The 25,149-nt window shown below is 53.1% G+C and carries 22 protein-coding genes; 8 read left to right on the top strand and 14 right to left on the bottom strand.

Annotated features, from left to right (window positions below):
* Positions 1 to 145: 145 nt before the first annotated feature.
* The 4 genes from KDX31_18685 to KDX31_18670 all read right to left on the bottom strand — a co-directional run bounded on the left by KDX31_18685 (position 146) and on the right by KDX31_18670 (position 5,714).
* Positions 146 to 721 carry a response regulator gene (locus tag KDX31_18685; GenBank protein ID UTW03315.1) on the bottom strand — a complete coding sequence of 192 codons (576 nt, stop codon included), beginning with the start codon at positions 719 to 721 and terminating at the stop codon, positions 146 to 148.
* 275 nt (positions 722 to 996) lie between these two features.
* Positions 997 to 2,607, bottom strand: coding sequence for an NAD(P)/FAD-dependent oxidoreductase (locus KDX31_18680; GenBank protein ID UTW03314.1), 1,611 nt, complete (start codon positions 2,605 to 2,607; stop codon positions 997 to 999).
* 130 nt (positions 2,608 to 2,737) lie between these two features.
* Positions 2,738 to 4,402 (bottom strand): formate--tetrahydrofolate ligase, encoded by a 1,665-nt coding sequence (locus KDX31_18675; GenBank protein UTW03313.1) that lies wholly within the window; start codon positions 4,400 to 4,402, stop codon positions 2,738 to 2,740.
* 118 nt (positions 4,403 to 4,520) lie between these two features.
* Positions 4,521 to 5,714 carry a YbfB/YjiJ family MFS transporter gene (locus tag KDX31_18670; protein ID UTW03312.1) on the bottom strand — a complete coding sequence of 398 codons (1,194 nt, stop codon included), beginning with the start codon at positions 5,712 to 5,714 and terminating at the stop codon, positions 4,521 to 4,523.
* Between the two features lie 111 nt (positions 5,715 to 5,825).
* Between KDX31_18670 and KDX31_18665 the strand changes: the two genes are divergently transcribed.
* The 4 genes from KDX31_18665 (at position 5,826) to KDX31_18650 (ending at position 9,444) form a co-directional block, all read left to right on the top strand.
* Positions 5,826 to 6,638 carry a helix-turn-helix transcriptional regulator gene (locus KDX31_18665; GenBank protein ID UTW03311.1) on the top strand — a complete coding sequence of 271 codons (813 nt, stop codon included), beginning with the start codon at positions 5,826 to 5,828 and terminating at the stop codon, positions 6,636 to 6,638.
* Positions 6,639 to 6,726: 88 nt separating this feature from the next.
* Positions 6,727 to 6,948, top strand: a complete 222-nt coding sequence (locus tag KDX31_18660) for a hypothetical protein (protein ID UTW03310.1) — start codon at positions 6,727 to 6,729, stop codon at positions 6,946 to 6,948.
* A 200-nt stretch (positions 6,949 to 7,148) separates the two neighbouring features.
* On the top strand, positions 7,149 to 9,038 hold the full coding sequence (locus KDX31_18655; protein UTW03309.1) for an EAL domain-containing protein: 1,890 nt from the start codon (positions 7,149 to 7,151) through the stop codon (positions 9,036 to 9,038).
* 187 nt (positions 9,039 to 9,225) lie between these two features.
* Positions 9,226 to 9,444: a hypothetical protein gene (locus KDX31_18650; protein UTW03308.1), complete on the top strand. Its 219-nt coding sequence runs from the start codon at positions 9,226 to 9,228 to the stop codon at positions 9,442 to 9,444.
* 242 nt (positions 9,445 to 9,686) lie between these two features.
* Here the strand turns inward: KDX31_18650 and KDX31_18645 are convergent, their stop codons facing one another.
* Complete coding sequence (locus KDX31_18645) at positions 9,687 to 10,271, bottom strand: peroxidase-related enzyme (protein ID UTW03307.1); 585 nt, start codon at positions 10,269 to 10,271, stop codon at positions 9,687 to 9,689.
* Between the two features lie 109 nt (positions 10,272 to 10,380).
* Between KDX31_18645 and KDX31_18640 the strand changes: the two genes are divergently transcribed.
* A complete protein-coding gene (locus tag KDX31_18640) occupies positions 10,381 to 11,373 on the top strand; it encodes a helix-turn-helix domain-containing protein (GenBank protein UTW03306.1) in 993 nt (330 codons plus the stop codon).
* Positions 11,374 to 11,864: 491 nt separating this feature from the next.
* A complete protein-coding gene (locus tag KDX31_18635) occupies positions 11,865 to 13,703 on the top strand; it encodes an SLC13 family permease (protein ID UTW03305.1) in 1,839 nt (612 codons plus the stop codon).
* Here the strand turns inward: KDX31_18635 and KDX31_18630 are convergent.
* Positions 13,700 to 14,611, bottom strand: coding sequence for a LysR family transcriptional regulator (locus tag KDX31_18630; GenBank protein UTW03304.1), 912 nt, complete (start codon positions 14,609 to 14,611; stop codon positions 13,700 to 13,702). The genes KDX31_18635 and KDX31_18630 overlap by 4 nt on opposite strands.
* 83 nt (positions 14,612 to 14,694) lie before the next feature.
* Here KDX31_18630 and KDX31_18625 point away from each other — a divergent pair, with 83 nt between their 5' ends.
* The gene (locus tag KDX31_18625) at positions 14,695 to 15,525 is read left to right on the top strand and encodes a phytanoyl-CoA dioxygenase family protein (protein ID UTW03303.1); all 831 of its coding nucleotides are present in this window, start codon (positions 14,695 to 14,697) and stop codon (positions 15,523 to 15,525) included.
* A gap of 266 nt (positions 15,526 to 15,791) precedes the next feature.
* Here KDX31_18625 and KDX31_18620 read toward each other — a convergent pair whose 3' ends face one another.
* The 8 genes from KDX31_18620 to KDX31_18585 all read right to left on the bottom strand — a co-directional run bounded on the left by KDX31_18620 (position 15,792) and on the right by KDX31_18585 (position 23,780).
* Positions 15,792 to 16,952 (bottom strand): FAD-dependent monooxygenase, encoded by a 1,161-nt coding sequence (locus KDX31_18620; protein UTW03302.1) that lies wholly within the window; start codon positions 16,950 to 16,952, stop codon positions 15,792 to 15,794.
* 197 nt (positions 16,953 to 17,149) lie between these two features.
* Entirely contained in the window at positions 17,150 to 18,082 is a 933-nt protein-coding gene (locus tag KDX31_18615) for a transporter (protein ID UTW05452.1), read from the bottom strand.
* A 186-nt stretch (positions 18,083 to 18,268) separates the two neighbouring features.
* On the bottom strand, positions 18,269 to 19,399 hold the full coding sequence (locus KDX31_18610; protein ID UTW03301.1) for an FAD-dependent oxidoreductase: 1,131 nt from the start codon (positions 19,397 to 19,399) through the stop codon (positions 18,269 to 18,271).
* On the bottom strand, positions 19,396 to 19,767 hold the full coding sequence (locus KDX31_18605) for a Rieske (2Fe-2S) protein (protein UTW03300.1): 372 nt from the start codon (positions 19,765 to 19,767) through the stop codon (positions 19,396 to 19,398). The genes KDX31_18610 and KDX31_18605 overlap by 4 nt, the downstream gene beginning before the upstream one ends.
* A 28-nt stretch (positions 19,768 to 19,795) precedes the next feature.
* Entirely contained in the window at positions 19,796 to 20,728 is a 933-nt protein-coding gene (locus tag KDX31_18600; GenBank protein ID UTW03299.1) for a VOC family protein, read from the bottom strand.
* Positions 20,729 to 20,752: 24 nt separating this feature from the next.
* Positions 20,753 to 21,913, bottom strand: coding sequence for a prolyl oligopeptidase family serine peptidase (locus tag KDX31_18595; GenBank protein UTW03298.1), 1,161 nt, complete (start codon positions 21,911 to 21,913; stop codon positions 20,753 to 20,755).
* 31 nt (positions 21,914 to 21,944) lie between these two features.
* Positions 21,945 to 22,748: a cyclase family protein gene (locus KDX31_18590; protein UTW03297.1), complete on the bottom strand. Its 804-nt coding sequence runs from the start codon at positions 22,746 to 22,748 to the stop codon at positions 21,945 to 21,947.
* Between the two features lie 45 nt (positions 22,749 to 22,793).
* Positions 22,794 to 23,780 carry a fumarylacetoacetate hydrolase family protein gene (locus KDX31_18585; GenBank protein ID UTW03296.1) on the bottom strand — a complete coding sequence of 329 codons (987 nt, stop codon included), beginning with the start codon at positions 23,778 to 23,780 and terminating at the stop codon, positions 22,794 to 22,796.
* Positions 23,781 to 24,091: 311 nt separating this feature from the next.
* On the opposite strand from KDX31_18585, the gene KDX31_18580 reads away from it, so the two are divergent.
* On the top strand, positions 24,092 to 25,000 hold the full coding sequence (locus tag KDX31_18580) for a LysR family transcriptional regulator (GenBank protein UTW03295.1): 909 nt from the start codon (positions 24,092 to 24,094) through the stop codon (positions 24,998 to 25,000).
* Positions 25,001 to 25,149 lie beyond the last annotated feature (149 nt).

The raw sequence follows: 25,149 nt of genomic DNA, 5'->3' as shown, positions 1-25,149 counted from the left end.
ATCAAATAAATGGATGTCTCAATTTGGCGACCTGCTTAATTGATACTCTGGTAAGACCCATGCGTAAAGCTATCTGTCATGGCGTGACACATTGATGAAGTAAACTTTGATATAGGACAACTTTGTACTTTAATGGGCAGGGCCGCTATTTCAGCTGGGTGAGGCATTTGCTCAACAAGTCTATATTCAATGGCTTGTGGAATACGCTGGTTACATAGGGGGGGATGGGTGGCAGAGATTTCAGTTCTTCTGCGTCGTAGGCGGTGGTTATGATCAGGGTGGGTTTTTCGTCACCGAGTTGCTTATGGATTGCTTCAATCATCTGCAATCCATTCATATTTGGCATATTCAGATCGGTGATCAGTATATCGGGTGGCTTTTTACCTACGCGGATTAGCGCCTCAAAGCCATCAGCCGCTTCAGCAATATCGGCATCTGGAAAAACCATCAGGATAATCTGGGTTAACAGGCGTGAATCAGTTTTGCTGTCATCGACAATCAGGAACTGTTTGGTTGCCGTGTGTGGTGATAAATCGGTGGTTAAAGCATTGCTTAACCGGTCTGAATTAAGATGTGCATGGACCGATTCTCTGGATAAACGCCGATGTCCGCCGGATGTTTTCCAGGATTCTATCCGGCGATCCTCAACCCATAATTGAACCGTGCGAATACACACGCCTAAAATCTTGGCAGCCTGTCCAGTTGTATAATATTTTGTCATAGGCTGCTTTATTTCCCTTCGGGCTGCCGCATACAATAAAAAAGCATCTGAAACAACATACCATATTTAGATAAAAACTGAATAAAAAAGCAGATACTTGGATAGTGTTATCAATTATAAGTTAAGAACGGATGGGGAAAGTGCATAAAGAGTATAGCGTCGTTATTGATACGCTATCCCTTTCTATACGGGAGGTCAGTGAACAGGTTCGAAGCGGGCTTAGAGCGCCACCGCTTGGGGGTAGCGCTGCTCATGGAGGATTCATGCCGGAGAGGTTAAATCCCGTGCTGCTCATTGATGCTCATAGCGATCGCTTCGGCGATCTTAATACCATCGATCGCTGCTGACATAATGCCGCCGGCGTAGCCTGCGCCTTCGCCTGCCGGGTATAAGCCGTGGGTGTTGATGCTCTGCATATCATAGCCGCGCTTGATAGAGACCGGCGAGGAGGTGCGGGTTTCGACACCGGTTAGCAGGGCATCATCTTTGGCAAAGCCTTTGATCTTCTTATTAAACTCAGGAATCGCTTCACGAATCGCTTCGATACAGAAGTCCGGCAGGGCTTTCGACAGGTCGGTTAATTTAATCCCCGGCTTGAAGGAGGGCTGTACCGTACCCAGTTCTTCTGAGGCTCCGCCTTTCAGAAAGTCTCCGACCTTTTGTGCCGGCGCATCGTAGTTCTCGCCCCCCATCAGGTACGCGTTGCTCTCCAACTGACGCTGAAAATCAACCCCGGCTAGCGGATTGCCGGGATAATCGGAAGGATCAATACCGACAACGATCGCGCTGTTGGCGTTGCGTTCCTGACGGGAGTACTGGCTCATACCGTTGGTCACTACCCGGCCCTCTTCGGAAGAGGCTGCCACTACCGTGCCTCCCGGGCACATGCAGAAACTATACACCGAACGGCCACTTTTACAGTGATGCACCAGCTTGTAGTCAGCGGCACCCAGAACCGGATGGCCGGCATTTTTACCGAAGCGGGCCTGATCAATCAGTGATTGTTCATGCTCTATACGAAACCCCACCGAGAAGGGTTTGGCTTCCATATAGACCCCTTTGTCATAGAGCATCTGGAAGGTATCCCGGGCGCTGTGGCCGATCGCCAGTGCGATATGTTTCGAGCGGATAGTTTCACCGCTGGACAGGGTAATCCCGGTCACCTGACCTGCTTCGGTGAGCAGATCATCAACCCGGGCACTGAAGCGGATCTCTCCGCCCAGGTCGATAATCTTGGCGCGCATCTTTTCCACCATGGATACCAGCCGGAAAGTACCGATGTGTGGCTTGCTGACATACATGATCTCTTCCGGCGCGCCGGCTTCGACAAACTCGGTCAGCACTTTGCGGCCGTAATGATTCGGGTCTTTGATCTGCGTGGAGAGTTTGCCGTCGGAGAAGGTCCCGGCGCCACCTTCACCGAACTGTACATTGGACTCGGTATTCAGTTTCTTCTGCCGCCAGAAACCAAAGGTGTCTTTAGTACGCTCGCGTACCGCTTTTCCCCGCTCGATGATCAGCGGCTTATAACCCATCTGCGCCAGTAGCAGCCCCGCCAGAAGACCGCAGGGACCAAAACCGATGACCAGCGGCCTTTCCTGCAGATCGGTGGGCGCCTGCGCGACAAACTTATACTCCATATCCGGCGTCGGGCGGATCGACTGATTACCGGTATGCTTTTTCAGTAACTCGTCGTTAACAGTGGTGTCGATATCGAGGGTATAGATCAGGAAGATGGTGTTCTTTTTACGGGCATCGTAACCACGGCGGCGAATCTCAACGGTGGTTAACTGATCAGCGCTGATCCCGAGGGTATTTAAAATGGCATCGGTGAGCGCCTGGTCATCATGATCAAGCGGCAGTTTGATATTGGAAACACGTATCATCTGAAAAATCCGGAATAGATGAGCCGCTGAAAAGCCGCTCAGTTGTTACTTAGTTATAGTAAAGCGGGCATTTTACTGTATTTCTGCGGCGGATGCCGAAGAGTTTGATGCTATAAGGGCTTTGTTTTAGTTATTCCAGCCCTTCGATTATGCCGCTGTTGAGCAGATGCATCTGGTTGGCCGCCGGTTCTTTCGGCAGCCCCGGCATGCGCAGGATATCGCCGGTCAGGATCACCAGAAATCCCGCGCCGGAATTGATCTGAATCGCGCGGACGGTGACTTCAAAGTCTCTGGGTCTGCCATGCAGTAGCGGATCATCTGACAGTGAACTGGGGGCTTTGGCGATACAGACCGGCAGATGGCTCAGGCCCAGCTGTTCGACCAGCTGAAGATCTTTTGCCGCCTCTTTTGTGAATGCCACATCATCGGCGCCATACATCTGCTTGCACACCGCCCGTACCTTCTCCAGCACGGTCAGATTCAGGTCATACAGCGGTTTGAAGGGGCTGTTGTGTTGCACTGAGGCGATGACCGCGCGGGCCAGCTCCAGCGAGCCTTTGCCGCCATCGGTATAGTGGGTGGTTTCAGCAAAGGCAATGCCTAGCTCGGAGCAGCGATCACGAATAATAGCGATCTCGGCATCGGTGTCCGTGACAAAGCGGTTAAGCGCCACCACCGGTTGTTTATTGAACATGACGACACTCTCGATATGTTTATCCAGATTACCCAGCCCCAGCTTTACGGCAGTCAGGTCTTCAGATTCCAGCGCGTGTATCTGTTTACCGCCATGCATCTTCAGTGCCCGTACGGTGGTCACCAGGACCACGGCATCCGGGTCCAGATGAGCGACCCTGCATTTAATATCGAAGAACTTTTCCGCCCCCAGATCGAAACCGAAACCGGCTTCTGTGATCGCCCAGTCGGCATACTGCATCGCCATCCGGGTTGCGATTACGCTGTTGCAGCCGTGAGCGATATTGGCAAACGGGCCGCCATGAACAAACGCCGGTGTGCCTTCAAGACTCTGTACCAGATTGGGTTGCAAGGCATCCCGTAGCAGCGCCATCATCGCTCCGGTAATCTTCAGCTGCGCGGCATATACCGGTTCGCCAGTATAGGTATAGCCGATCAGGGTGCGATCAAGGCGCTGTTTCAGGTCATTAGCATCTTCTGCCAGGCACAGCATTGCCATCACCTCTGAGGCAGCGGTAATGTCGAAGCCGCCCTCCCGGGGCGTTCCCTGTGTTTTACCACCAAGCCCCAGAACGATTTTACGCAGACTGCGATCATTCATATCCATGACCCGGCGCCAGACAATCTGTCGCGGATCAATCCTCAGGTCGTTGCCATGGTATATATGGTTATCCAGCGCAGCCGAAAGCAGGTTGTTAGCGCTGGTGATCGCATGAAAATCACCGGTAAAGTGCAGATTAATCCGGTCCGCAGGCATGATCTGACTGTAACCGCCGCCGGTGGCACCACCTTTCATCCCCAGGCAGGGGCCCAGAGAGGGCTCCCGCAACGCCATACACACCGACTCATTCAGCTGTGAAAACGCTTGTGCGAGACCGATTGTAGTGGTGGTTTTTCCCTCTCCGGATGGCGTAGGTGTGGTGGCAGACACCAGAATCAGTTTGCCGGGCTGACGGCCGTTATGGGTGAGCGCCTGCAGACTGACCTTGGCGATATCGCGGCCATAATGGTTCAGAAAGTTATGACTGATTCCGAGTTTCCCGGCAATCTCGGCAATGGGCCGGGGAGTGAATTGTAGAGCGATTTCGACATCGGTGGTCATACCAGACTCCTAAATGATCATTCAGCGATTATCTAAACATCGGAATAAAAAGGGCTGGCGTCAATTTATTCAGCTATTTAATTCAGTCACTTAATTTACATTTTGGGAGCCGGGGCGATTAAGCACTGTTACGGAGAGTCGCTGATAGTTCAGCCCGCTGCTCTATTCGCTGGGCGGTTAACAGTGCAGCGCTGCCGGTCAGCATAACCACCAGTGTCAGGATCAGACCGTTGTCAAAGTTACCATAGTACTCCGCCATCAGGCCCACGATAGCCGGGGCAATTGCCTGTGCTACACCGTAGCTGAAGGTGAGTCGGCTCATCGGTTTCGATGGATTTTCCGGAAACAGTCGTCCGACCATCGACAGCATCATACTGACGATACCGATAAAACTTGCGCCATAGATCAGGGCGCTGAGGGTGACGGCAAACAGCTGTTGGCTGAGTAGCAGAATCAGAATGCTCAGAGCATTGAGCAGGTAAGCAACAAACAGGGCCTGCCACAGGCCGGTGAGACTGGCCACTTTATCCCACAAGGCGCTGGCAGGCGCGCAGCTAAGCCCGGCAACCAGCCAGATCATCCATCCCTGTCCCGCCAGTGCGTCAATATTTTCAGCAATGGTGATCAGAAAGGTGGCAGAGATAACGTAACCGGCCCCGGCACAAAAATAGGCCAGCTGCAGAACAGGCATAAAGCTGGAAGGCAGAGGTATCTGCTGTTTGCTGTGTTTTGCCAGTGACTGCTCAGCACTGAAGTCGGGTAACCAGAGCCACACGGGCAGGATTAATAACAGGGTAACCCCGCCATAAATCAGCCACTGCTGCTCCCAGGTGAAAATATCCTGAATGATGACAGCGAGAATGGCGGTGATAACGATGCCGATACCCAGACCGGAAAAAAAGATACCCAGCTCTGCCTTATGGTTACGCTTCATTAACCAGTGCATCAGCAAACCACCCCCCAGCAGCATCCCTGCAGCGCTGCTCAGGCCAGACAGAAAACGTAGCAGATACCAGAGAGGCTCAAGCGTCGTGAGGGCCATCGCCATGCTGGTCAGCACCGCCGTCAGTAGTCCTGTTTTGTACAGGCGTGCTTTCAGCGCCAGGCTGTGGATAAACGAGATCAGCAGGGCGCCACTGAGATAACCGGCATAGTTGGCCGCCGCCAGATAGCCGGCGACCGATTCACTCAGGCCGACTCCCCGGGCCATCTCCGGAATCATCGGGGTATAGGCAAAACGGGCGATACCGATGGTTGCGACGACCCCTAAAACACAGGTGAGCAGCATGCGGAATTTACTGATTTCGGGCATGTTGATTTCTCAGGCAGGTAAACATCTATAGGTTAACGGCTAATGTTTTTGTTATCTTTCTATAAAATGACAGAATATATATAAAAGAAGACAGGAGCCGACTGGATGGTCATGACAACGGATACAGCCCGCGAACTCAGCCTTTTAACGATGCAGTCTCTGCCCCGTGAGCTGTATGTGCGTCAGCAAACGATGCCTGCGGGGCATTTTTTCCCGCTACATCAGCATGACTGGCATCAGCTGCTATACGCGGTTTCCGGGGTGCTGGTAGTCGATCTCATCGGCGAGCGCTATTTTATTCCTCCCGAGCAGGCGATCTGGTTGCCCCGTGGCTGTCAGCACAGCGTTTTTACCGAGTATGGTGCAGACCTGAAAAGCCTCTACCTTGATCCAGACTATAAGGGGCTGACATCAGAAAAGGCGGCAGTATTACAGGTATCCCCGCTGTTCCGGGAGCTGATACTGACGGCGGCGGAGTTTGAGGTCGAGTATCCGGTACAGGGCTATGAAAACGATCTGGTGCAGTTGCTGTTGCAGACACTGAGCCGCCTGCCGCGGAATGACCGATACCTGCCCTGGCCGGTTAGCGAAGACCTGATTGACCTGTGTAACCGCCTTTACAAACAGTCTGACAGTCGTGAAACGTCGGAACAACTGGCTGCTGGGCTGGCGGCTTCGTTGCGCACACTGGATCGCCGTTTTCGCCGGGAAACCGGTATGTCACTGAAGCAGTGGCGTCTGCAGTTGCGCCTGATGCAGGCGATCGAGCTGTTGAATACGGGGCAGAGCATCACTGCAATTGCCCTGGAGCTTGGCTACAGCTCTCCTTCCCCTTTTATTTACATGTTCCGGGAGCAGTTCGGCGTCAGCCCGGCGCAGTACAGAAAACAGCGCGTGTCACCAGGGTTACAACAACGCGGGTAAAAAATAACTCAACCAATATCACCGGCGATAAGCCCTGTGTTACTGTTTGCGGATTGGTTTTGAGTGTTGCTTAGCGGGAGATCGTAAGGTGAAAAAGTTTGAGCTGAATCTGGATGCGGTTATCGTTATGATACTGCTGTTTGTACTATCGCTGGGTGTTAATTTTGTCCTCTACCGGCTCTACTCCAGCGAGGCAAAAGCGAATGTTAAGCTGCAGATCCAGAGTCAGGTAGACCAGCTGAATCTGGCGTCCATGCAGGCCTATATTGATAAACTTAACATAGCTGAAAAGAGTTCTGGCACCGAGTAAAAAATTCACTCTATGGTTCACCATAATGAGATGGCCGGGTGCCGTTGCAGCCTGCTATTGGCTAAATGTTTCGATATAGTGACAGCGTTTATCAAAAGAAACCGCTGAGCGAGCTAAGGAGGGGGCTCTATTATCTGAGAGTAGACTGACCAGTGAGTTGTACATATCGGTGTCTGCGAGAAGTAATTTGGATCATATAGATGAGATATAGCACGAAAAGCAGTGATGAGATCCAGTCTGTCCGCAGTGACAGATATATTCTCCTATGCAAATTACTGCTGGCTATTGGCACGACCTTTCTATTGGCTTTCGGCACGCTATCATGGATTGATCAGCTTTATCTGCTGGGGACGATCCTGCTGGGCTGTACGGCAGCAGGTTATCTTGCCCTGTTTCTTCTGTTCCGCAATAACAATATTAAGTTTGCCGTCATCGTCATAAATACGGTCTGCGTTGTGTTGTCGCTGACGCTTCTGATCACGGGGGGGCGAGAAAATACCGGGGTATTCTGGATCTATCCGATTCTGGCGATCAATATATTTATTAACCGGTTCTGGCCAGCGGTTTTTTTGTATGGTGCTTTTCTGGTGGCCTGTAGTGCGCTGCTTTTAACCCCTTTGTCAGAACTTTTACTGACCAGCTATTCGCTCACGGAAGCGTTGCGCATAGAGTTTACGCTGACCGCTCTCTATCTGATCTGTCTGGCAACGCTGCATTCAGAGGAGCGTGCCCAGACGATGCTGGTGCAGATGCATGATGCTGATATGCATAAAATGGCTTTTTTTGACCGGCTGACCGGTTTACCCAATCGCTGGAATGTAAAACAGCGCCTTGACACATTATTGCTGAAAGCAAAAAAGAAAGATCAGCATATAGCCTTGCTCTATATCGATCTGGATAACTTTAAAAAGGTAAACGATAACTATGGCCACGATATGGGGGATAAGTTATTAAGAGCCTTTAGTAACAGCCTCCGGCAATTGGCTGAGGCGTTTAACCAGTCTTTTCAGGTTGAGCTTGGCCGCATGGCGGGTGATGAGTTCGTGGTGATAGTGAAGGACCCGCAGCATGCTGACAGGGCCAGAGAAGTGGCGCTGCAGATCCTGCAGGTGTTTGACAGTGGTCTGCCTGTTGAGAGTATCAGTCATTCGGTATATGCCAGTATTGGCATCGCCTTATTTCCTGAAAATGCAACCACAGCAGGAGATCTGATCCATTGTGCAGATCTGGCAATGTATCAGGCGAAAGGTAACGGCCGGAATCGCTTAGAGTATTTTTCAGATGAGCAGGCGCGGGAGTTGCGGGATCAGGATCTGATTGAGCGGGCCCTGAGGGTCTCTCTGCAGCAGAATTACTTTTCTCTGGTTTATATGCCGATGTTCGATTGCCAGACACTTGAAATTGTCGGTCTGGAAGTGCTTGTGCGGGCGGAAAACCTGCAGCGCCTCGGCATTGGCCCGGATCGTTTTATCCCGATTGCTGAGAAGACCAACCTGATTAAAGAGATCGATCTGTGGGTGATTGATAACGCCATGGCTCGTCTGGTTGAGCTCCAGGCTGCAACGGGTTTCATGGGTAAGTTTTGTATCAATATTTCCGGTGTGGAACTGTGTAATGAGTTGTTCCCGGCGAAGGTAAAAGAAATCATTGATAGCCATGGAGTCGATCCCTGCCTGATTGAATTCGAGATTACAGAAACCGCTTTTGTCCTGGACGATATTAAGAGTCGGACAATACTAAGTGAGCTCCGGAATCTTGGCATCTCACTGGCTCTGGATGATTTTGGTACCGGCTTTACCGCCTTCAGTCAGTTAATAAACTACCCTGCGGATTGTCTTAAAATTGACCGGTCATTTGTCAACGACCTGTTTTCAGTCGATGTGGCACGCCATAAGATGGTCAGGATCATTGAGGATCTGGCCGAACTTTACGGGCTGCGAGTCGTTGCTGAAGGCGTTGAGACAAAAGAGCAGCTTGAATACCTGCAAGAGATTGGTTGTGACTGGGTACAGGGCTACTATCTTTCACTCCCCTTGCCGTGGCATGAAATGCTGAGCCTGATCAGCCCGCCGGCTTCCGTGGCCAAGTAACCCTCATGCGCTGACTGGCGAAACGGATGCAACTGCTTGATTACCGGGCTCTGACCAGCGAGCCTGAATAGCCGTCTGATGTTGACTCTGGTGAGTTCTCATTCAGTCATTGCCGATGATTAATCTCTCTCCTGGCCGCATGTGCTATAGATAACAGTAGTATCGGAGAAAACTTCAGGAGGTGAGTATGGCTGACATTATGCCTCAGTCCAGGATTACCTGCCCCGTATGTGGTCATGAAAAAACAGAGACGATGCCCACCAACGCGTGCCAGTATTTCTATGAGTGCGAAGCCTGCCATTCGCTGTTAAAACCCAAAGCCGGAGACTGTTGTGTCTACTGTTCGTTTGGCACAGTCCCCTGCCCACCGATCCAGACAGCAGGGCAATGCTGTGGCGCAGACTGATTTTTAACGACTTCGTCTTTATTCAGCAGAGGCAAAGGCAAACGTAAAAATGCAGATACAGGGTCAGGTAGACCAGTTAAACCTGGCTTCACAGGAGGCTTATATCAAAAAGCTGCAAGCGTTGGAAAAGTGAATGGCTCAGAATCTAAAAAATTCTGTTTTTTAAGTCTGTATGCGCAAGGTAAGGCCTGCCCCAGAAGATCCTATTAACACATCCATGTGCTTGTTTTTAATAAGGCAGATTAGGACTTTGGCTCTCGTGCCATCGTGTAGAATTCACTGTTGGCCTGCATGTTAGTAACGATAGCCATTCTATTTGATAATCCGAAGAACGCCGTAACGCCTGCCATGTCTAAAATATCCTCATCATCATAGCCGTGGCTCTTGAGCTGATCATAATCGGATTGTGCGACTAATTCCGGAGTCCGTGACAGCTTAAGAGCAAATGCCAGCATAGCTTTTTGTTTTTCGCTGATGGGGGCATGGAGATAGTTTACCGCTATCTGATCGGCTAGCTGGGGTTCTTTAGAGAAAACGCGGAGCAGAGCCCCATGTGCCACAACGCAGTATTGGCAGCCATTCGCAGCGCTGGTGGCAACGACTATCATCTCTTTTTCAGTCGGACTAAGAGTGCTTCCTTCGCGCTCCATAATGGCATCGTGATAGGCAAAGAACGCTCTAAATTCTTCAGGGCGATGGGCGAGGGTTAAAAAGACATTGGGAATAAAACGTGCTTTCTCCTGCACCGCTAAGATACGAGAAAGAATATCTGCGGGTAAAGAATCCAGATCGGGGACAGGATAGCGACTTATTGGGAGTTGGCTCATTTTTGATCACCTTTTGGCTTCATTTTAAATAACTCGTAGGTTAGTCTATCGATCACTATCGACAAAAATGAGACATAAAGCTGCCAATTAGCGCGCGAATTAGGACAATATGTACCAAATACTTGGATTAGCATTTGATGGATGCCAGGCCTCTGGTCTGTGTTCTCCCTTTGATGTGTTTAATGTTACCAATACGATATGGAAGCAGCAGCGCGGAGCAGACACCGATCTGTACAATTGTCGGTTGGTGTCGCTTACAGGAGAGCCTGTGACCTGTTCAAATGGCATGCGTTTGATGGTCGATTCTTCCCTGGAAGACGCGCCTCCGGCGGACTTAATTGTGGTGCCAGGTATTCATCACTTGGATGCAAAATCGCTACTTAAAAACCTCAAATCTCTAGACAAAGAGAGACACTGGTTGCAACGCAGAGTGCAGCAGAAAACAGTGATCGCCGCCAATTGCAGTGGGGTTTTTCTATTGGCTGAAACCGGGGGGTTGGAAGGAAAAGAAGCAACGACAGCCTGGTGGCTTGGCGGACTCTTTCGTAGTCGTTATTCCGGAGTTAAACATCGAGCTGATCAGCTACTTGTGAAAAATGAAGGTACATACTGCACCGGCTCGATGACCGCAAACCTGAGCGTTATGCTGACGATTGTCGAGCAGCAAGTGGGAAGGCAGCTAGCCCAGAGTGCCGCGAGGACTATGCTAATAGACGCATCTCAAAACTATGCATCACCCTATCTGTTTATACAGGAGCAAACGGACCATCAAGATAGTCTGGTTCTGGCGGTTGAGAGTCAATTACAAAGAGATATTTCTCAGAAACTGAATATGGAAGAGTTGGCAAAGATGCATTCGGTCAGTTTGAGAACGCTGTCGCGCCGGTTTAAAAAAGCGAACGGTATTAACCTATCTGACTATCATCAGCGCATTCGGTTGGAACAGACTAAGTTGCTATTGGAAACAACCAGCCTCAGCATCGAACAGATCGTGGAGAGGGTCGGTTATAGTAGCCAAAGTTCATTGCGCCGGTTATTTAATAAGGAATTAGGGCTCTCCCCCAGTAACTACCGCCAGCAACATCAACAAGACGCGGGATAAGCCATCTCAGTTTTTTAAGTCCTGTACCGTCTTAAGCATGCATTTATCTGAGGTCTGATACTGAGAGGTTAATTCAGACGTTCGTTACTGCGCAGGCACCGACTCCGGACTATCCAGTTCGCTACAGACCTCGGCTATCTGCTCGCGTAACCACTCAAGGTCGTATAGCGTTCTCAACTCGCTGGTTGGGTGACGATGCAATCTGGGACCCCAGATCCGGAAGATGTCCGTGTTAAGCCAGGCAGCCATCCAGCGGATAATGCTATCTTCCCTGAGTATTATCGCGCTTAGATAGGGGCAGCCTCGCCACACAGAGCACCGAGGACACAGAGATAGAGTGATGGGAGAAAGAGGTGAATGAAAACTGGTTTAGTGAAGTTCTTTACTGACATTAAATACCAATTACTCTGATCCTATTGATTCCTATATAGTTTCCCCTACTGACTTTGCTACACTGCACAGACGCCTTTACCGACTGAGTAGCGTATATAATGATGCCCGCTGAAATAGTATTGAATACTCATGCCGTTGCCGTTTTATTGCTCACAGCCCTGGCACTATTTCTTTTCACGCGGGACTGGTTACCGCTGGAATCCTCCAGTCTGTTTGTGCTGGCCGCTCTGGCTACTGGTTTTCAGCTCTTTCCCTATACGTCAGATGGCAAGACCATTCACGCGGTAGATTTCTTTTCCGGGTTTGGGCATGAAGCATTAATCGCTGTTACTGCGCTGATGATAATAGGGCATGCGTTGGCCAGAACCGGCGCGCTTGAGCCTGTTGGCAGAGCGCTGACCCGTTTATGGGAGGTGTCGCCGAAGCTGTCCTTCTTGTTGACGCTGATCGTTGGGGCGGCATTGAGTGCGTTTGTTAATAACGTGCCAATTGTCATCTTACTGCTGCCTATTCTCATCAGTGTCTCGTTGCGGACTAAAACATCGGCATCACGCATTCTTATGCCGATGGGCTTCGCCACCCTGATAGGCGGTATGGGAACCACCATTGGCACATCGACCAATCTGCTGGTGGTCTCTGTGGCTGTCAGTATGGGTATGAACCCCTTTTCCATGTTTGAATTTGTGATGCCAGTGCTACTAAGCAGCATGTTGGCAATTATGTATCTATGGCTGGTGGCACCGAAAATGTTACCTGATAGGGTGTCAGCGCTTGGAGATGCGTCGCCGCGAATTTTTTCTGCTGCACTGCATATTAATCAGGATGGTATATCGGATGGTAAAACTGTCGAAGAGGTCATTGAAAAGACGGATCAACTGCTTGCTGTCAAATACGTAAAGAGAGCCGGCAGCGATGCGCTGACCCTGCCTTCCCGGCAATTAACCCTGAGGTCGGGAGATCAACTGCTGGTGAGTGATAGTCCGGAAAACCTGAAGTCCTATGAAAAGCTTCTGGATGCTGATCTATATAGCAGTGATACCAAAATAGATGAGGATCATCCCCTGCAGGCAGAAGGCCAGCAGTTAGCGGAAATTATCATTGCGCAAGGCTCTCCACTGCTTAACACTTCGGTTGCAAAAACGCGTTTTGCTGATAGGTATCAGCTGGTGGTTCTGGCTCTGCATCGTGCCGGTCCACAGAGCCCTCAGGCTGTGGCGGATATAGACAATGCACAGTTGCAGCTGGGTGACGTATTGCTGGTACAGGGGGCAAGTGAAACAATTGCAGAGCTTAAACAGCAAGGCAAGATTTTAGTACTCGATGCCACGTCTCATATTCCCCATACCGAAAAAGCACCGTTGGCATTGATGATCATGGTCGCGGTGGTTGCTATTTCAGCACTCGGCATTTTACCCATTGCCATTAGTGCCGTCTGTGGTGTGTTGCTATTGGCACTGACAAACTGCCTCGGCTGGAAAGATATGGCCGAAGCCGTAAATGCCCAGATTATCCTGATCGTTGCAGCATCATTAGCCCTGGGATTTGCAATGCTTGAGACTGGTGCCGCCGATGCGATGGCCGCAGGCTTTGTTTATCTGACAGCGGATCTGTCGGTGACTATGCAACTGAGTGGCTTAATGTTACTGATGGCGATAATGACCAATATCGTCTCTAACAACGCTGCCGCCGTGATCGGTACACCCATTGCGATAGGCATAGCCAATCAACTTGGCATGCCGCCAGAGCCTTTTGTGCTGGCGGTATTGTTTGGTGCCAATATGAGCTATGCCACGCCAATGGCTTATAAGACCAATCTGCTGGTCATGACCGTCGGGGGGTATACCTTTAATGACTTTCTGAAAGTCGGAATCCCGCTAACGTTAATTATGTGGTTATCCCTGAGCTTCCTGATTCCGGTGTTCTATCCGGTTGGTTAAGGCGGGTTATCAAGCTCAGTGCAGGTCTCGATGATCTGCTCACGCAACCATTGATGGGCCTTCGATTGGTGGGTCATTTTGTTCCAGTAGAGGCACAGTTCAAACCGGCTGACAAAGGGCGGGTCTTTAATCAGCATCGGCCCGCCAATCAGTCGTGCCAGACGTTCGGGCAGTGTCATAATCAGATCGCTACTGGCGATGGTCGGGATGAAGCCGGTTACACCGGGCAGGCGCAGTCCGACATTCAGGTTCGCCCCCTGAAGTTCCGGAGTGTTCAGATAGAGAGGTTTCCACCCACCTTCATAATGAATCTCTAAGTGCCTGGCCTGTATATAATCATCGAGTTCGATCTGCTGACTGGCTAACGGATGTTCTGCGGACATCAGGCAGACATAGCGATCCTCAAACAGCACGCGTTGATAGAGTGCTTCGTAATCATGTAGTACCGGTGAAAGCAGCAGGTCACACTGACCGCGCTGTAGTTGTTGATGACCCTTGAGATGCGACTGAATAAATGTCAGCCGGATATTGGGGGCTAACCGGTTTAATCTTTGCACCAGGCGCGGCGCGATCACCTGCAGTTCATACTGGTTACAGGAGAGTGTCATATCTAACGTTGCATTGGTGGGCTCAAACTCCTCCGGCTGAAACAGATCAGACATCCCTCTGAGCAGATTCTCAACCTCCGGCATGATCTGCTGACAGCGGCTGGTGGGTGCCACGCCCCGGCCCGAGCGTACAAACAGAGGGTCGTGCAGTGCTTCACGCAGCTGATCCAGGGTGTAGCTCACGGTTGGTTGATTCTGCCCCAGCTCAATTGCCGCAGCCGTCAGGGAACCCAGTTCATAGATCAGCTTGAGTGTCTTGAGGCTTTTGAAGCTCAGTGCGCTGTAATCAAATTTTTCCATAATAGATATCAAAATTATCGACTTAATCAATACTATTGATAGCGCTATAGTCGGGTCAACAATAAATATAAAAGGCAACCGATATGACCCAGAGAAATTTGACAGAAGATGAGATCCGCCAGTATCAGCAGGACGGCGTTGTCTATGTGCGTAATGCTGTTGACCCTGAGTGGATAGAGAAGCTGACGGCTTTTGGCAGACACCAGCTGGAAAATCCCGGAGAACTGTGTAATGACGCTAACCCAGGGGCCGATAAGGGGCGCATGTTCACCGACCGCTACCTGTGGCGCACAAATGATCTGGTGTATCAATATGCCAAGAACTCAGGCTGTGCCCGGCTGGTTGCCCAGGCGATGCAGAGCCAGACCGCGCGCTTTTATTTTGATCATCTGCTGATCAAAAAAGCAGAAACAACCACACCGACACCCTGGCATCAGGATGTCCCCTACTGGCCGTTCAGGGGTAAACAGATCGCCTCGATCTGGCTGGCCCTGACGCCGGTAACGGTGACCGGTAGCGGTCTGGAGTTCGTCAGAGGCTCCCATAGTGACGATGTGTTTTACCTGCCTGAAGCCTTTGGTGCCTCGGGTGAAAAGGCCAATGCCTGGACCGGCACCGGAGAGGGCATTCCCTGCCCCGATATTGAAGCTGCCCGTGAAAACTTCGATATTATCGGCTTCGACCTTCAGCCGGGTGACGCCCTGCTGTTCTCGGCCTGGACTCTTCATGGTTCCCCCGGTAATCAGTCAACCACGCAGGACCGTATAGCATTTTCAACCCGCTGGTTGGGCGACGATGCTATCTGGGACCCAAGACCTGGCACCGACCCTAGTGTAAACCCGGCAGAGGTGCGTGTTAGCCCCGGTAGTCATCCAGGCGATAATGCAATTTTCCCGGAGTTTTATCGGGCATAAGCGTTTACAGGGTGGTTGGGACTAAGTGTGATATTCTGCAACCTGGCGAAACTCATTAGAACATTGTGCTTTGATCTCTTTGACTGGCCCTAAGTGCAGGGTCAGGCATCAGGGGAAATAAAACCGGTCCCGTTTTCTCTTCTCAACGGTATTGAGTGTTTGTGTGGTTCTCCGCCGTCAGCGATTATCGGCGAGTCCGGCAGCGATCTTTTCCCCCGGACAATGCCGACAAACGGCTCCAGTATCTCCCCTAAAGCAGGCCAGCTTTAATTAGATGCCGGTTTAACATGTAGTTCATGCAGAGACAGACTCATCGCCTCCTGATCTTTGAGATAGTCCCGTGTGATCATCTTTTCCAGAAATCCGGTGTGGTCAAACACCAGGTCCCTGAGTCTGGCCAGGGGCGAGGGAAAATTGTGGAAGATATTGCCCAGCTTGCGGGCAAATTCCACATGGTGATTCACGTAATCAACCCGCTCTGCTTCGAATGCCGCAAAGCCCTGGGTGACGGAAGCGCCATTCCTCAAATCCTGTTGGCCCATGGCTTTACCCAGGAAATACCCGTCTTCGATCGCCATGCCCATGCCGTAGGCCGCATAGGGGGATACCGGATGTACTGCGTCTCCCAGGCACACCACCCGACCGCGACTCCATTGTTTGAGTGACGGGCGGTTGTAAATATCCCAGTAGAAAATCTGCTTGCTGAAATCGGTAACATCCGGGAAACGAGGTAAGGGATCCGCCCAGTCTTTCAGTATATTTTTAACATACGCTTTAACGTCTTTCGGTTCCGGCGCATTTTCCTTCACCGGCTCGACTATCCACCATTCATAGCCCGGTTTGCCGTCGTGCAGCATAGGAAAGAAACTGGCCTGATATTTGTTCGAGTGGGTAACCGCAGCGGTGTGCGGGGGAATACCCTCAAGACTCTCCGCATCGCACCAGGCCAGCCAAACCCGCAGGCCGACATGAAATAGATCCGGTTCGCCAAAGGCCTGGCTGGATACGCCCGAGCGAATACCATCAGCACCCACCAGAATATCCGTTTTCACCGAGTCGCCATTGGTGAATAAGATCTGGATATCATCGCTGCTCTCGCGGTAGGACTGAAACGCGTGATTGGCCACGAGGATGCCTTCCGGCAGGCACTCCATCATCCGGGCGAAGGCATTGGCGCGCAGCATGCCGTAGTGCCAGCCTTTGAGCCCGAAGGCCTCTTCAACCCGTGGATTGGAGGGCACACAGGTCCGCACCCGACCGCGATTGTTGCGAAATTCTGTATAGGTATAGGAGCCGAAATTGTTCAGATCAACGCCATAGTCGCGTAGTATCGCCAGCACCGGCGAACTTAGCAGGACACCGCCACCCAGTGGTTTGGGCTCCGGGCTCTTCTCATAGAGACGAACATCGTAACCCTGGCTATGCAACGCCAGCGCCGCAGAGACGCCCCGGACCAGCGCCGATAATAGCCACTCGTTTCCCTTTGCGCCAGGGCAATGCTGTTGCTGATGTCATCATGCACCTCTTCATTTGTAATGATTGGCTCTTCCCCGGACCGTCTAGGCGGTTTAGCCTCCCGCACGATCAGGAGATGAGAGGTATGGCTTTCAAAGTATTATCAATGTCAGAAGCTCATGGCCACGCGAACGGAGATGTTGTAACCCTCGCTACGGTTATGGGCATCGAATTCCTTGTAGGCGTGAAACCATACCGGTGGAAGACCCCGGCGGAAGAATTGTAGCGACGGCCCCAGGGCCAGGACCCGGGCACGATTGCCGTCATCTGAACCGGGGCCGCTATCGTCGGTCAACTGGTCGTAATAGTAGCCGCCCACCCCCAGGGTCCAAGGCCCGACGTGCTGACCAACGGCAAATTCGTTGCGATATTCGATGCCGTTGCGATACCCGGTGGCCTTGTTTCGGGTACTCACATCCAGTTCAGAGGTGGACGAAACTTCGAACCCGGAGTCGGTGATATAGGTCAAACTGATGATCGGGGAGTACGCCCAGTGATTCAACCCCGGGGAAACCATCCGGTCTTTGTCATAATCACCGATGGGCACCAGAATCTGGAACTGGCCATTAATAGACAGGTTTTCCGATGGGTGCCATTGCACCATCAGAGGCTGGAACAGCAGGTCGGCCTGGCGGAAAACCTGTGCCTCATCCTGAAAAACCGACATGCCGCCGGCAAAAATTTCGAGTTCGGAGTCCATCTTGAAGAACGGCGCCGCGAATCCGAACCCATACTGGCCACCCAGAATGGTTTTGTCCGTCATGCGGATATAGGCCAGCGTCAAGGCCTTCACATTCAATGAAAAATCATTGTTCTCCTTATCCCCATTACCATCCATAACGCGGTTACTGTCGTAATCCGCCAACCGCACGCCAAAGGTACCGTATTCGGTGACCGGAGGCAGCATGCCCGCGCCAAACCCATAGAGGCCCATCGCTGTTGTCGGCGCGCCGTTTTCGGTGGCACTGGCCGACAGGGGAATCCCCCACAGACCGCATAGAATCAAGATTATCGGTAACACTTTTGTTTTTATTGTGAACATTTCAATCCCAACCTTTGTTGTTTTTGTAGTTGTTTGTTCGTCCTGCGCAGTCAAACGACACTCCGGTCGTTTGCCTCACAGGGGACTGCAATCAAAGCTTCCTTCTATTTTTGTCGGGGATGTCCAAACCCCGACCTAGTTACATAAATCAAATCTGGCGACACATCCTGCCCGCAAGCGGGTTGCTCAAATGGGTTGCGCCAGGGCGATGGTGGACTCGCGCATGATATTAGCGTGCTCGACTTTGTCGCCGCCCTCAATTTCGATTTGGCCCAAACGACCCGAGTTATTGACCACCATACTGGCACGCGCCCAATGGCGATTCTGGTAAGCTTCGAAGGCCTCTTCCGCGGTCTCATGTCGCTCCAGCTCCTCAGCCAGGATAATGCCACCCTCGATGCCGATACCGGCCCCCGAAGCCAGGTGGGGCGTGGTGGCATGCACGGTGTCGCCAATCAGCACGACCCGACCGCGATACCAGGGACGCGGCATCAACAGTCCGTCCAGCGGGCGGTAGACGACAGAGTCCTCGATCATCTGCTCCGCTAGTTCGTGCACCTTGGGCGCGGTAAAGTTGTTCACTAATAGCTCTTTTAATCGGACGGCCTGTTCATTTTCCGGAATGTGCTGGCGCTGCTCGCTGTTTTCGGTCAGGAACAGGTACGCTTGATCCCCGGACACCGGGTTCAAACCCAGCTTCAGGTGCGGTCCTACCCACATCTTAAGCGTGTTTCCCTCGACGGGACGCGGCACTACCGCCCGCCAAACACCCTGGCCGGAGTACTGCGGCTTTGGTGCATAGGGAAACAGCCACTCCCGGGTTTTGGAGTAAACACCATCGGCGACGATCACCAAATCGTAACGATCGCTGCTGCCATCGGTAAGGGTCACGGTGACGCCATCCGTGTCGGGTTCGATGAACTCGTAGGTTTGCCCCAGACGCACCTGAGTACCGGATGCCACCACCTTGTCGGCCATGATACGCGCCAGTACCGGGCGCATAATCGCACTGTTGCCGGGAACATCAGGCCCCGCGATACGGGGGGTGGGTATGGTTTCAATCAGGTGGCCGTTGGGCGCGGTAATCTCTACCCCATCCTGAGCGCTGCCCTGCTGCAGAAATTGCTCCAGTATTCCCAGCGTCCTCAAGGCGCGTAAAGTCGCGCCACCCAGACTGATACCGGTGCCATCAGGGCCCCAGTTGGGATCGACCTCCAACAGGTGGGTTTCAATGTTTTGTTTACGTAACTGGATAGCCGCGGACATGCCGGAAAAGCCACCGCCGATAATCAGTACCTTACTCACGGATTTACTCATGGGTTTTCATCTCTATTATTGTTTGCTTCAAGCGTTGCCAGGACCTCACCGTCCTCGCTGACCCAAAGCGGTACCCGGACAAGTGATTCACCCAGGCAGGGGCCCGATGTACACAGGCCAGTGGTTATTTCAAAGTGAGCACCATGGGCAGCGCACACGATAGTCTCTCCCTTCCCGTCGAGGTAGGCGTCCTTGCGCCAGGGCAGTGTCGTATTGCCTAAGTGGGGACAGATATCACGATAGGCGTACACCGATCCCTCCCGGCGCACCACGAATACCGTGTCACGCCCCTGCTGCCCGGGATCAAAGCCCCGGGCACCCCGCTCGGGAAGCTCGTCCATGGTGCATAATTTTACTGTGCCGGACATAGCACCACCCTCGGAATAAGCAGCGATTTTATTCACCCATCTTCGGCGGCGGCCCCATAGGTGCCCACTTCTCGCGGGGCTGCAGCAAGAAGGCCTGCGTAGCGTCAGCGCTGAGGAAGGCTTCGCGAGGCGTCCATTGCTCATCATGTAGATCCATGTCCGCGTCATATTCCATATTGCAACCGAAGGGGCTTTTGAAATACCAGAACCAGTTGGAACCAAACAGGTGTCGGCCCGGTCCCCAGAAACTCTGGTTACCCTTGCTGACCATGTTGGTACCCGCCTGCATCAGCTCCGTCGGCCCGCCCATATGGAAAGTAAAGTGCTCACAGCCCTGCATATGCGGCGGGGTCTGGATGAAGAACAGCGTGTGGTGATCCTGGCTACCCGCCGGGCGCATGAAAGCGCCCACACCGGTAAAACGATCACTAACGATAAAGCCCAGACGCCCGGTATAAAACGCTTCAGCTCTGGCGGCATCCGGAAGGAAGTACACCACGTGAGACAGGGTACGCGGCCTGGGTTGCGCACCGTCCTCAATACCGACGACATTTACCGGCCGCTGCGGAGGCGCACCCGGAGCATTAACCGCTTCCGCCGGGAGGGACAGGGGTTTGCGCACGGTGATCTGGAAGCCCAGTACAAAACCGAGGTCATCGGTGACTTCGAGGGAGCCGTCCTGCAGCCGCTTGACTTCGCGGTCCTTGCCCAGCTCATCGACGATGGCCTCCAGCGTCGCCTGGTCGGCAACACCGTAGACGGTTTTGCGTAACATAGCACCGGTTTCAAGCGGTGCCGGCAACGCGGGATCATCCTTGGCGGTGATCATCACTGCCGTACCGTCCAGGGCTTCAAAGCGGCCGTTGCCGACCGGTTCCAGGCCGTAGTCGGTCAGGTACTGAGCACTGGCCTCGATATCGTCGACGCCAAAGAGCAGTGCGTCAGGTCCAATAATATTCATATAGTTTCCTCTTATTTTACTTATTCAGCTGGCTGTGTGTCCGCCCAAAACTTCGGCGACCCAATCGGCAATGTAGTGCCCGGGGTTAATGGCGTTATCAAAGGCAGCGTGCTGTACACCACCCTCGCGATCGGTGAAAATTTTCAGCTCACGATTCGGACTGTTAACCAATTGATCGTAAGTTCGGTGGGCCCATTTCAGGGGTATCTGGCTGTCCTTCTCGCCGTGGGTGACCAGGAAGGGCACTTTGATCTTCTCGACCACGCCGTCGAGATGAACGTTTTCGGCAATCACCATAAACTCATCGATATCCCGCGCCCCCCACACCCAGCAGACGTGCTCCCAGTAATGCGGAACCGGGAAGTCGCCCTCTTTCTCCAGGCGACGCTGTTGCACATCGCGCCAGTCGTGATTGGCGCCGAGGATCACTCCACAGGCAAAGCGCGGCTCAAAGGCCACCGCGCGCGGGCAGTAGTACCCCCCCAGCGACACGCCTTCCATACCGATGCGTTTGCTGTCCACATCATCGCGGGTTTCCAGCCAGTCCACCACGCGGCTGGCCCAGTGCTCGCTATCATAGCGGGCCGTGAAGCCCTGCAGACGCAGGGCCTCGCCGGTGCCAGGCTGATCCAGGACCAGAGAGGCGACACCGCGTTTCGCCAGCCATTTGGGCATGCCAACGCGATAGGCCAGCTCTTTGGTGGAATCCAGGCCATTCACCTGCACGAGAATTGGCGCGGGCCCCTCAACCCCTTCCGCCGGGACATAAAGTGCCGACAGGTGTTTGCCCTCATAGGGAATTTCCACCCGTTCACAGGCTTCGCCGGACAGCGCCACACCTTTCTGAAACAGCGCCAGGGATTCCTGGTAAAGTTCCAGGCGCCCGGGTGCACCGTGGGCCTGCAGACGCTCGCAGGTCGTCAGATAGATGCCGGCACGGGAGTATTTCTCGCCAGCGGACAACAGACGGCCGCGGGATTCATCTTCCTCCGCCAGCGCGCACAGCTTGTTTGCCATCTTGCCCCAGGTATCACGAAAAGCCCGGGTACCTTCGGCATCCGGCTGTTTCGCCGCTTCCTGCAGAGGCCCGCACATCGCTTCGATTTCGCCCATGCGGGCGCCCATTTCGATGGCCAGGCCGACCGACAGGTTCCAGACATAGTTGGTCGGAAAATACTTGAACATAAGAAGTCCTCAATCAGTCATTCGTCTTCAGCTATTTGTCTTCAATGATTGCAACCGCGCGCACAAAACCCGCGGAGGCGTGTTTGATCTTGTAAGGGAAGCAGGACACCAGGAAACCGTGATCCGGCAGACTTTCCAGGTTGGTCAGTTTTTCCATCTGGCCGTAACCGATATCGCGACCGGCCTTATGACCCTCCCAGACAATCGAGGCATCGCCGCTTTGGGCGAAGCGCTCCCGGGTAAAGGAGAAGGGCGCATCCCAGCTCCAGGCATCAGTGCCGACCACGCGCACACCACGCTCCAGCAGGTACAGGGTCGCTTCCCGCCCCATACCCACGCCGGCACCCAAATAGCCGGGCTCACCGAAGATGGCGCCGGCACGGGTATTCACCAGCACGATGTCGAGCGCTTGCAGATCATGATTAATACGCGCCAGTTCAGCTTCCACTTCTGCCGCGCTCACCACATGGCCATCGGGCAGGTGGCGAAAGTCGAGCTTCACCCCCGGCTGCAGACACCATTCAAGGGGCAGCTCATCAATACCGTAGGCCGGCTTGCCGCCATCAGTTGTGGCCTCATCGGTGGTGGATGCATAGTGCCAGGGGGCATCCATATGGGTGCCGCTGTGGGTGGTGATCTGCAGCCGCTCGGCCGCCCAGGCCTCCTTGCCAGGCAGATCCTCAAGTTTCAGGCCCGGAAACATGGCGGCCAAATCCGGCCAGCCCTGTTGATGGTCTACATACTCAATCTGCGGCAACAGTGGAGGGGGATCGGTGTGTGGGTTGTTGTCCAGGGTGACGGACAGATCAATCAGCTTGCGTTTGTTGAGGTTCATAAGTGTTCTCTTCTTATTATGGTGTTAGTCCGTTAGCGGCCGGTGCTATGTGGCCGGCGGGGCTACTACCCGTTGATCGATGGCGCCAAACAACTCACTCCCGTCGGGGAGAGTGGTGCTGATACGGACACGATCACCAAAGCGCATAAAACCGGTACGGATCTCTCCAAAGTCGATCATTTCGATGGCACGGCGCTCGGAGATGCAGGCCGAGCCGACACTGCGATCGTGATTGGAAACGGTGCCGGAACCGATCACAGTGCCCGCGCTCAGGCGTCGGTTCATAGCGACGTGGGCAATCAGTTCATGAAAGCCAAAGTTCATGGCGCCAGCGTGGGGGTGGCCAAACCACTCTCCGTTCCAACTGACATTCAGTGGCAGATGAATGCGGCCATCACGCCAGGCATCGCCCAGTTCATCGGGCGTCACGGCGACTGCGGCAAAACTGGTGGTCGGCTTGGCCTGGACGAAACCAAAACCGGTTTTCATCTCGCGAGGGCCCAAAGCGCGGAGGCTGACGTCGTTCAGCAGGGTTATCAGGCGCACATGGTCGAGAGCTTGTTCTGCCGTTGTTCCCATAGGCACTTCATCGACGATCACTCCGAACTCACCCTCGAAGTCGATGCCATATTCATCACCGGGCAGCACGACATCGTCACAGGGACCCAGAAAGTCGTCTCCCGCCCCCTGATAAACCAAAGGAATCCGCTCCATATCGTCGATCGGCTCCAACTGAAATGCCTGCTGCATCAGCTCACCGTGGCTCAAAAAACAGGAGCCATCCAGCCACTGCCAGGTGCGCGGCAGGGGCGCTGCTGCTGCCGAGGGATCAAAGGGCAGCGCCGTATCCAGCGAGCCGTTATTCAGCGCCCGGTCGACGTCCTGCAGGGCCGACTCAAGACTCGGCCAGTGCTCGATGGCGTATTGTAGGGTGGGCGCCAGGTGAGACACGTCTGCAACCCGTGCCAGGTCTTTCGATACCAGGACCAGGCGGCCATCTGGCGTATTGTTCTTCAGGGTGGCTAGTTTCATTATCGGTAACCTTTCTCGTCAGCAGGCTCCTGCCAGCAGGCGGTGTATATTGTTACTGCCGGTGCTCTCCGGCACCTCAGAACAGACTACGTCGAAAAAAGCATGTTTAAAAATCACTTATAGCGATGGTATGTATCGAGAATCGCAATACCTTGGAAGTGGGCGAGACGCTTAGTCAGCCGTTGTCCAGGAACATATTGTCCGGACGTGTACTAGTTGACAGGTTGATAGATAAAAGAGAATGTATTGCTAAAAATGATGATTGTATGGCCGACTTGTCACTGTTCCATACACTGGGAGAAAACCCCGTTATGCGTTTTGAACACCTCGATCTGAATTTGCTGGTAGCCCTGGACGTACTGCTGGAAGAGTGTCATATCACCCGGGCCGCAGAACGTTTGAATATGACGCAATCCGCCACCAGTGGGGTCTTGCGGCGTTTGCGCAGCTTTTTTAACGACGAACTGCTGGTGCAGGTCGGTCGGAAAATGCAGCCCACGCCTTATGCACAGGAGTTACGCGAACCGGTCCGTGAGATCATGCTGAAAATCCGCGCCAGCATTATCACCAAGCATTCCTTCGATCCATCGACCAGCAAACGTCATTTACGCATCGTCAGCGCCGATTTCGCCATCACTGTGCTGCTTTGCGATGTGTTCCGGACCCTACAGCAGGAAGCTCCCCACCTGACCTTCGAGGTACTCAGCTTCTTCCACCAGACGGAGAACCTGCTGGAGCGTGGTGAGGCGGATTTCCTGATCGTTCCCGAACGCTATACGGTGGATGGCCACCCCTCGGAACTACTGTTCGTCGAAGAGCATGTGTGCGTGGTCTGGAAGGACAACACACTGGTGGGTGAGCAGATGACCTTCGAGCAGTATATGGACATGGGTCACGTGACCGTGGGCTTTGGCAGCAGCCTGAAATTGAGTATTGAAGACTGGCTGATCAAGCAATACGACGTCAAGCGGCGCATCGAGGTCATCACCAGCGACTTCAATACCCTGCCGCAACTGGTGGTGGGTACTCAGCGCATTGCCACCATGCACCAGCGGTTGGCCCGCTATTACGCCCAATACCTTCCTATCCGCCTGCTGCCGACACCGGTCAAGTTGCCGGCGATGCGAGAACACCTGCAGTGGCATCGGGCGTTGGATAATGACCCTCTGCACCGCTGGGTGCGGGAAAAAATTCAAACGGCCGCCAGCGACCTGAATTAACCAAATACATCTACAGAGAGAAGCGTCCGGCCGAAAATTGCTGAATATGGTCGACAGGAAGCGTCCGACGGTAAGGATTTAGGGTCGAACGTTAAGCGTTCAGAATCGGCGAGTGGATTGGCAACCTCCAGTACACGGCTGCAGTCGTC

This window comes from Amphritea atlantica, assembly GCA_024397875.1.
In the GTDB taxonomy this organism is placed as follows: Bacteria; Pseudomonadota; Gammaproteobacteria; order Pseudomonadales; family Balneatricaceae; genus Amphritea; species Amphritea atlantica_B.
Note: the sequence above shows the minus strand (reverse complement) of the source record. Positions and strands in the feature narration are given on the sequence as shown.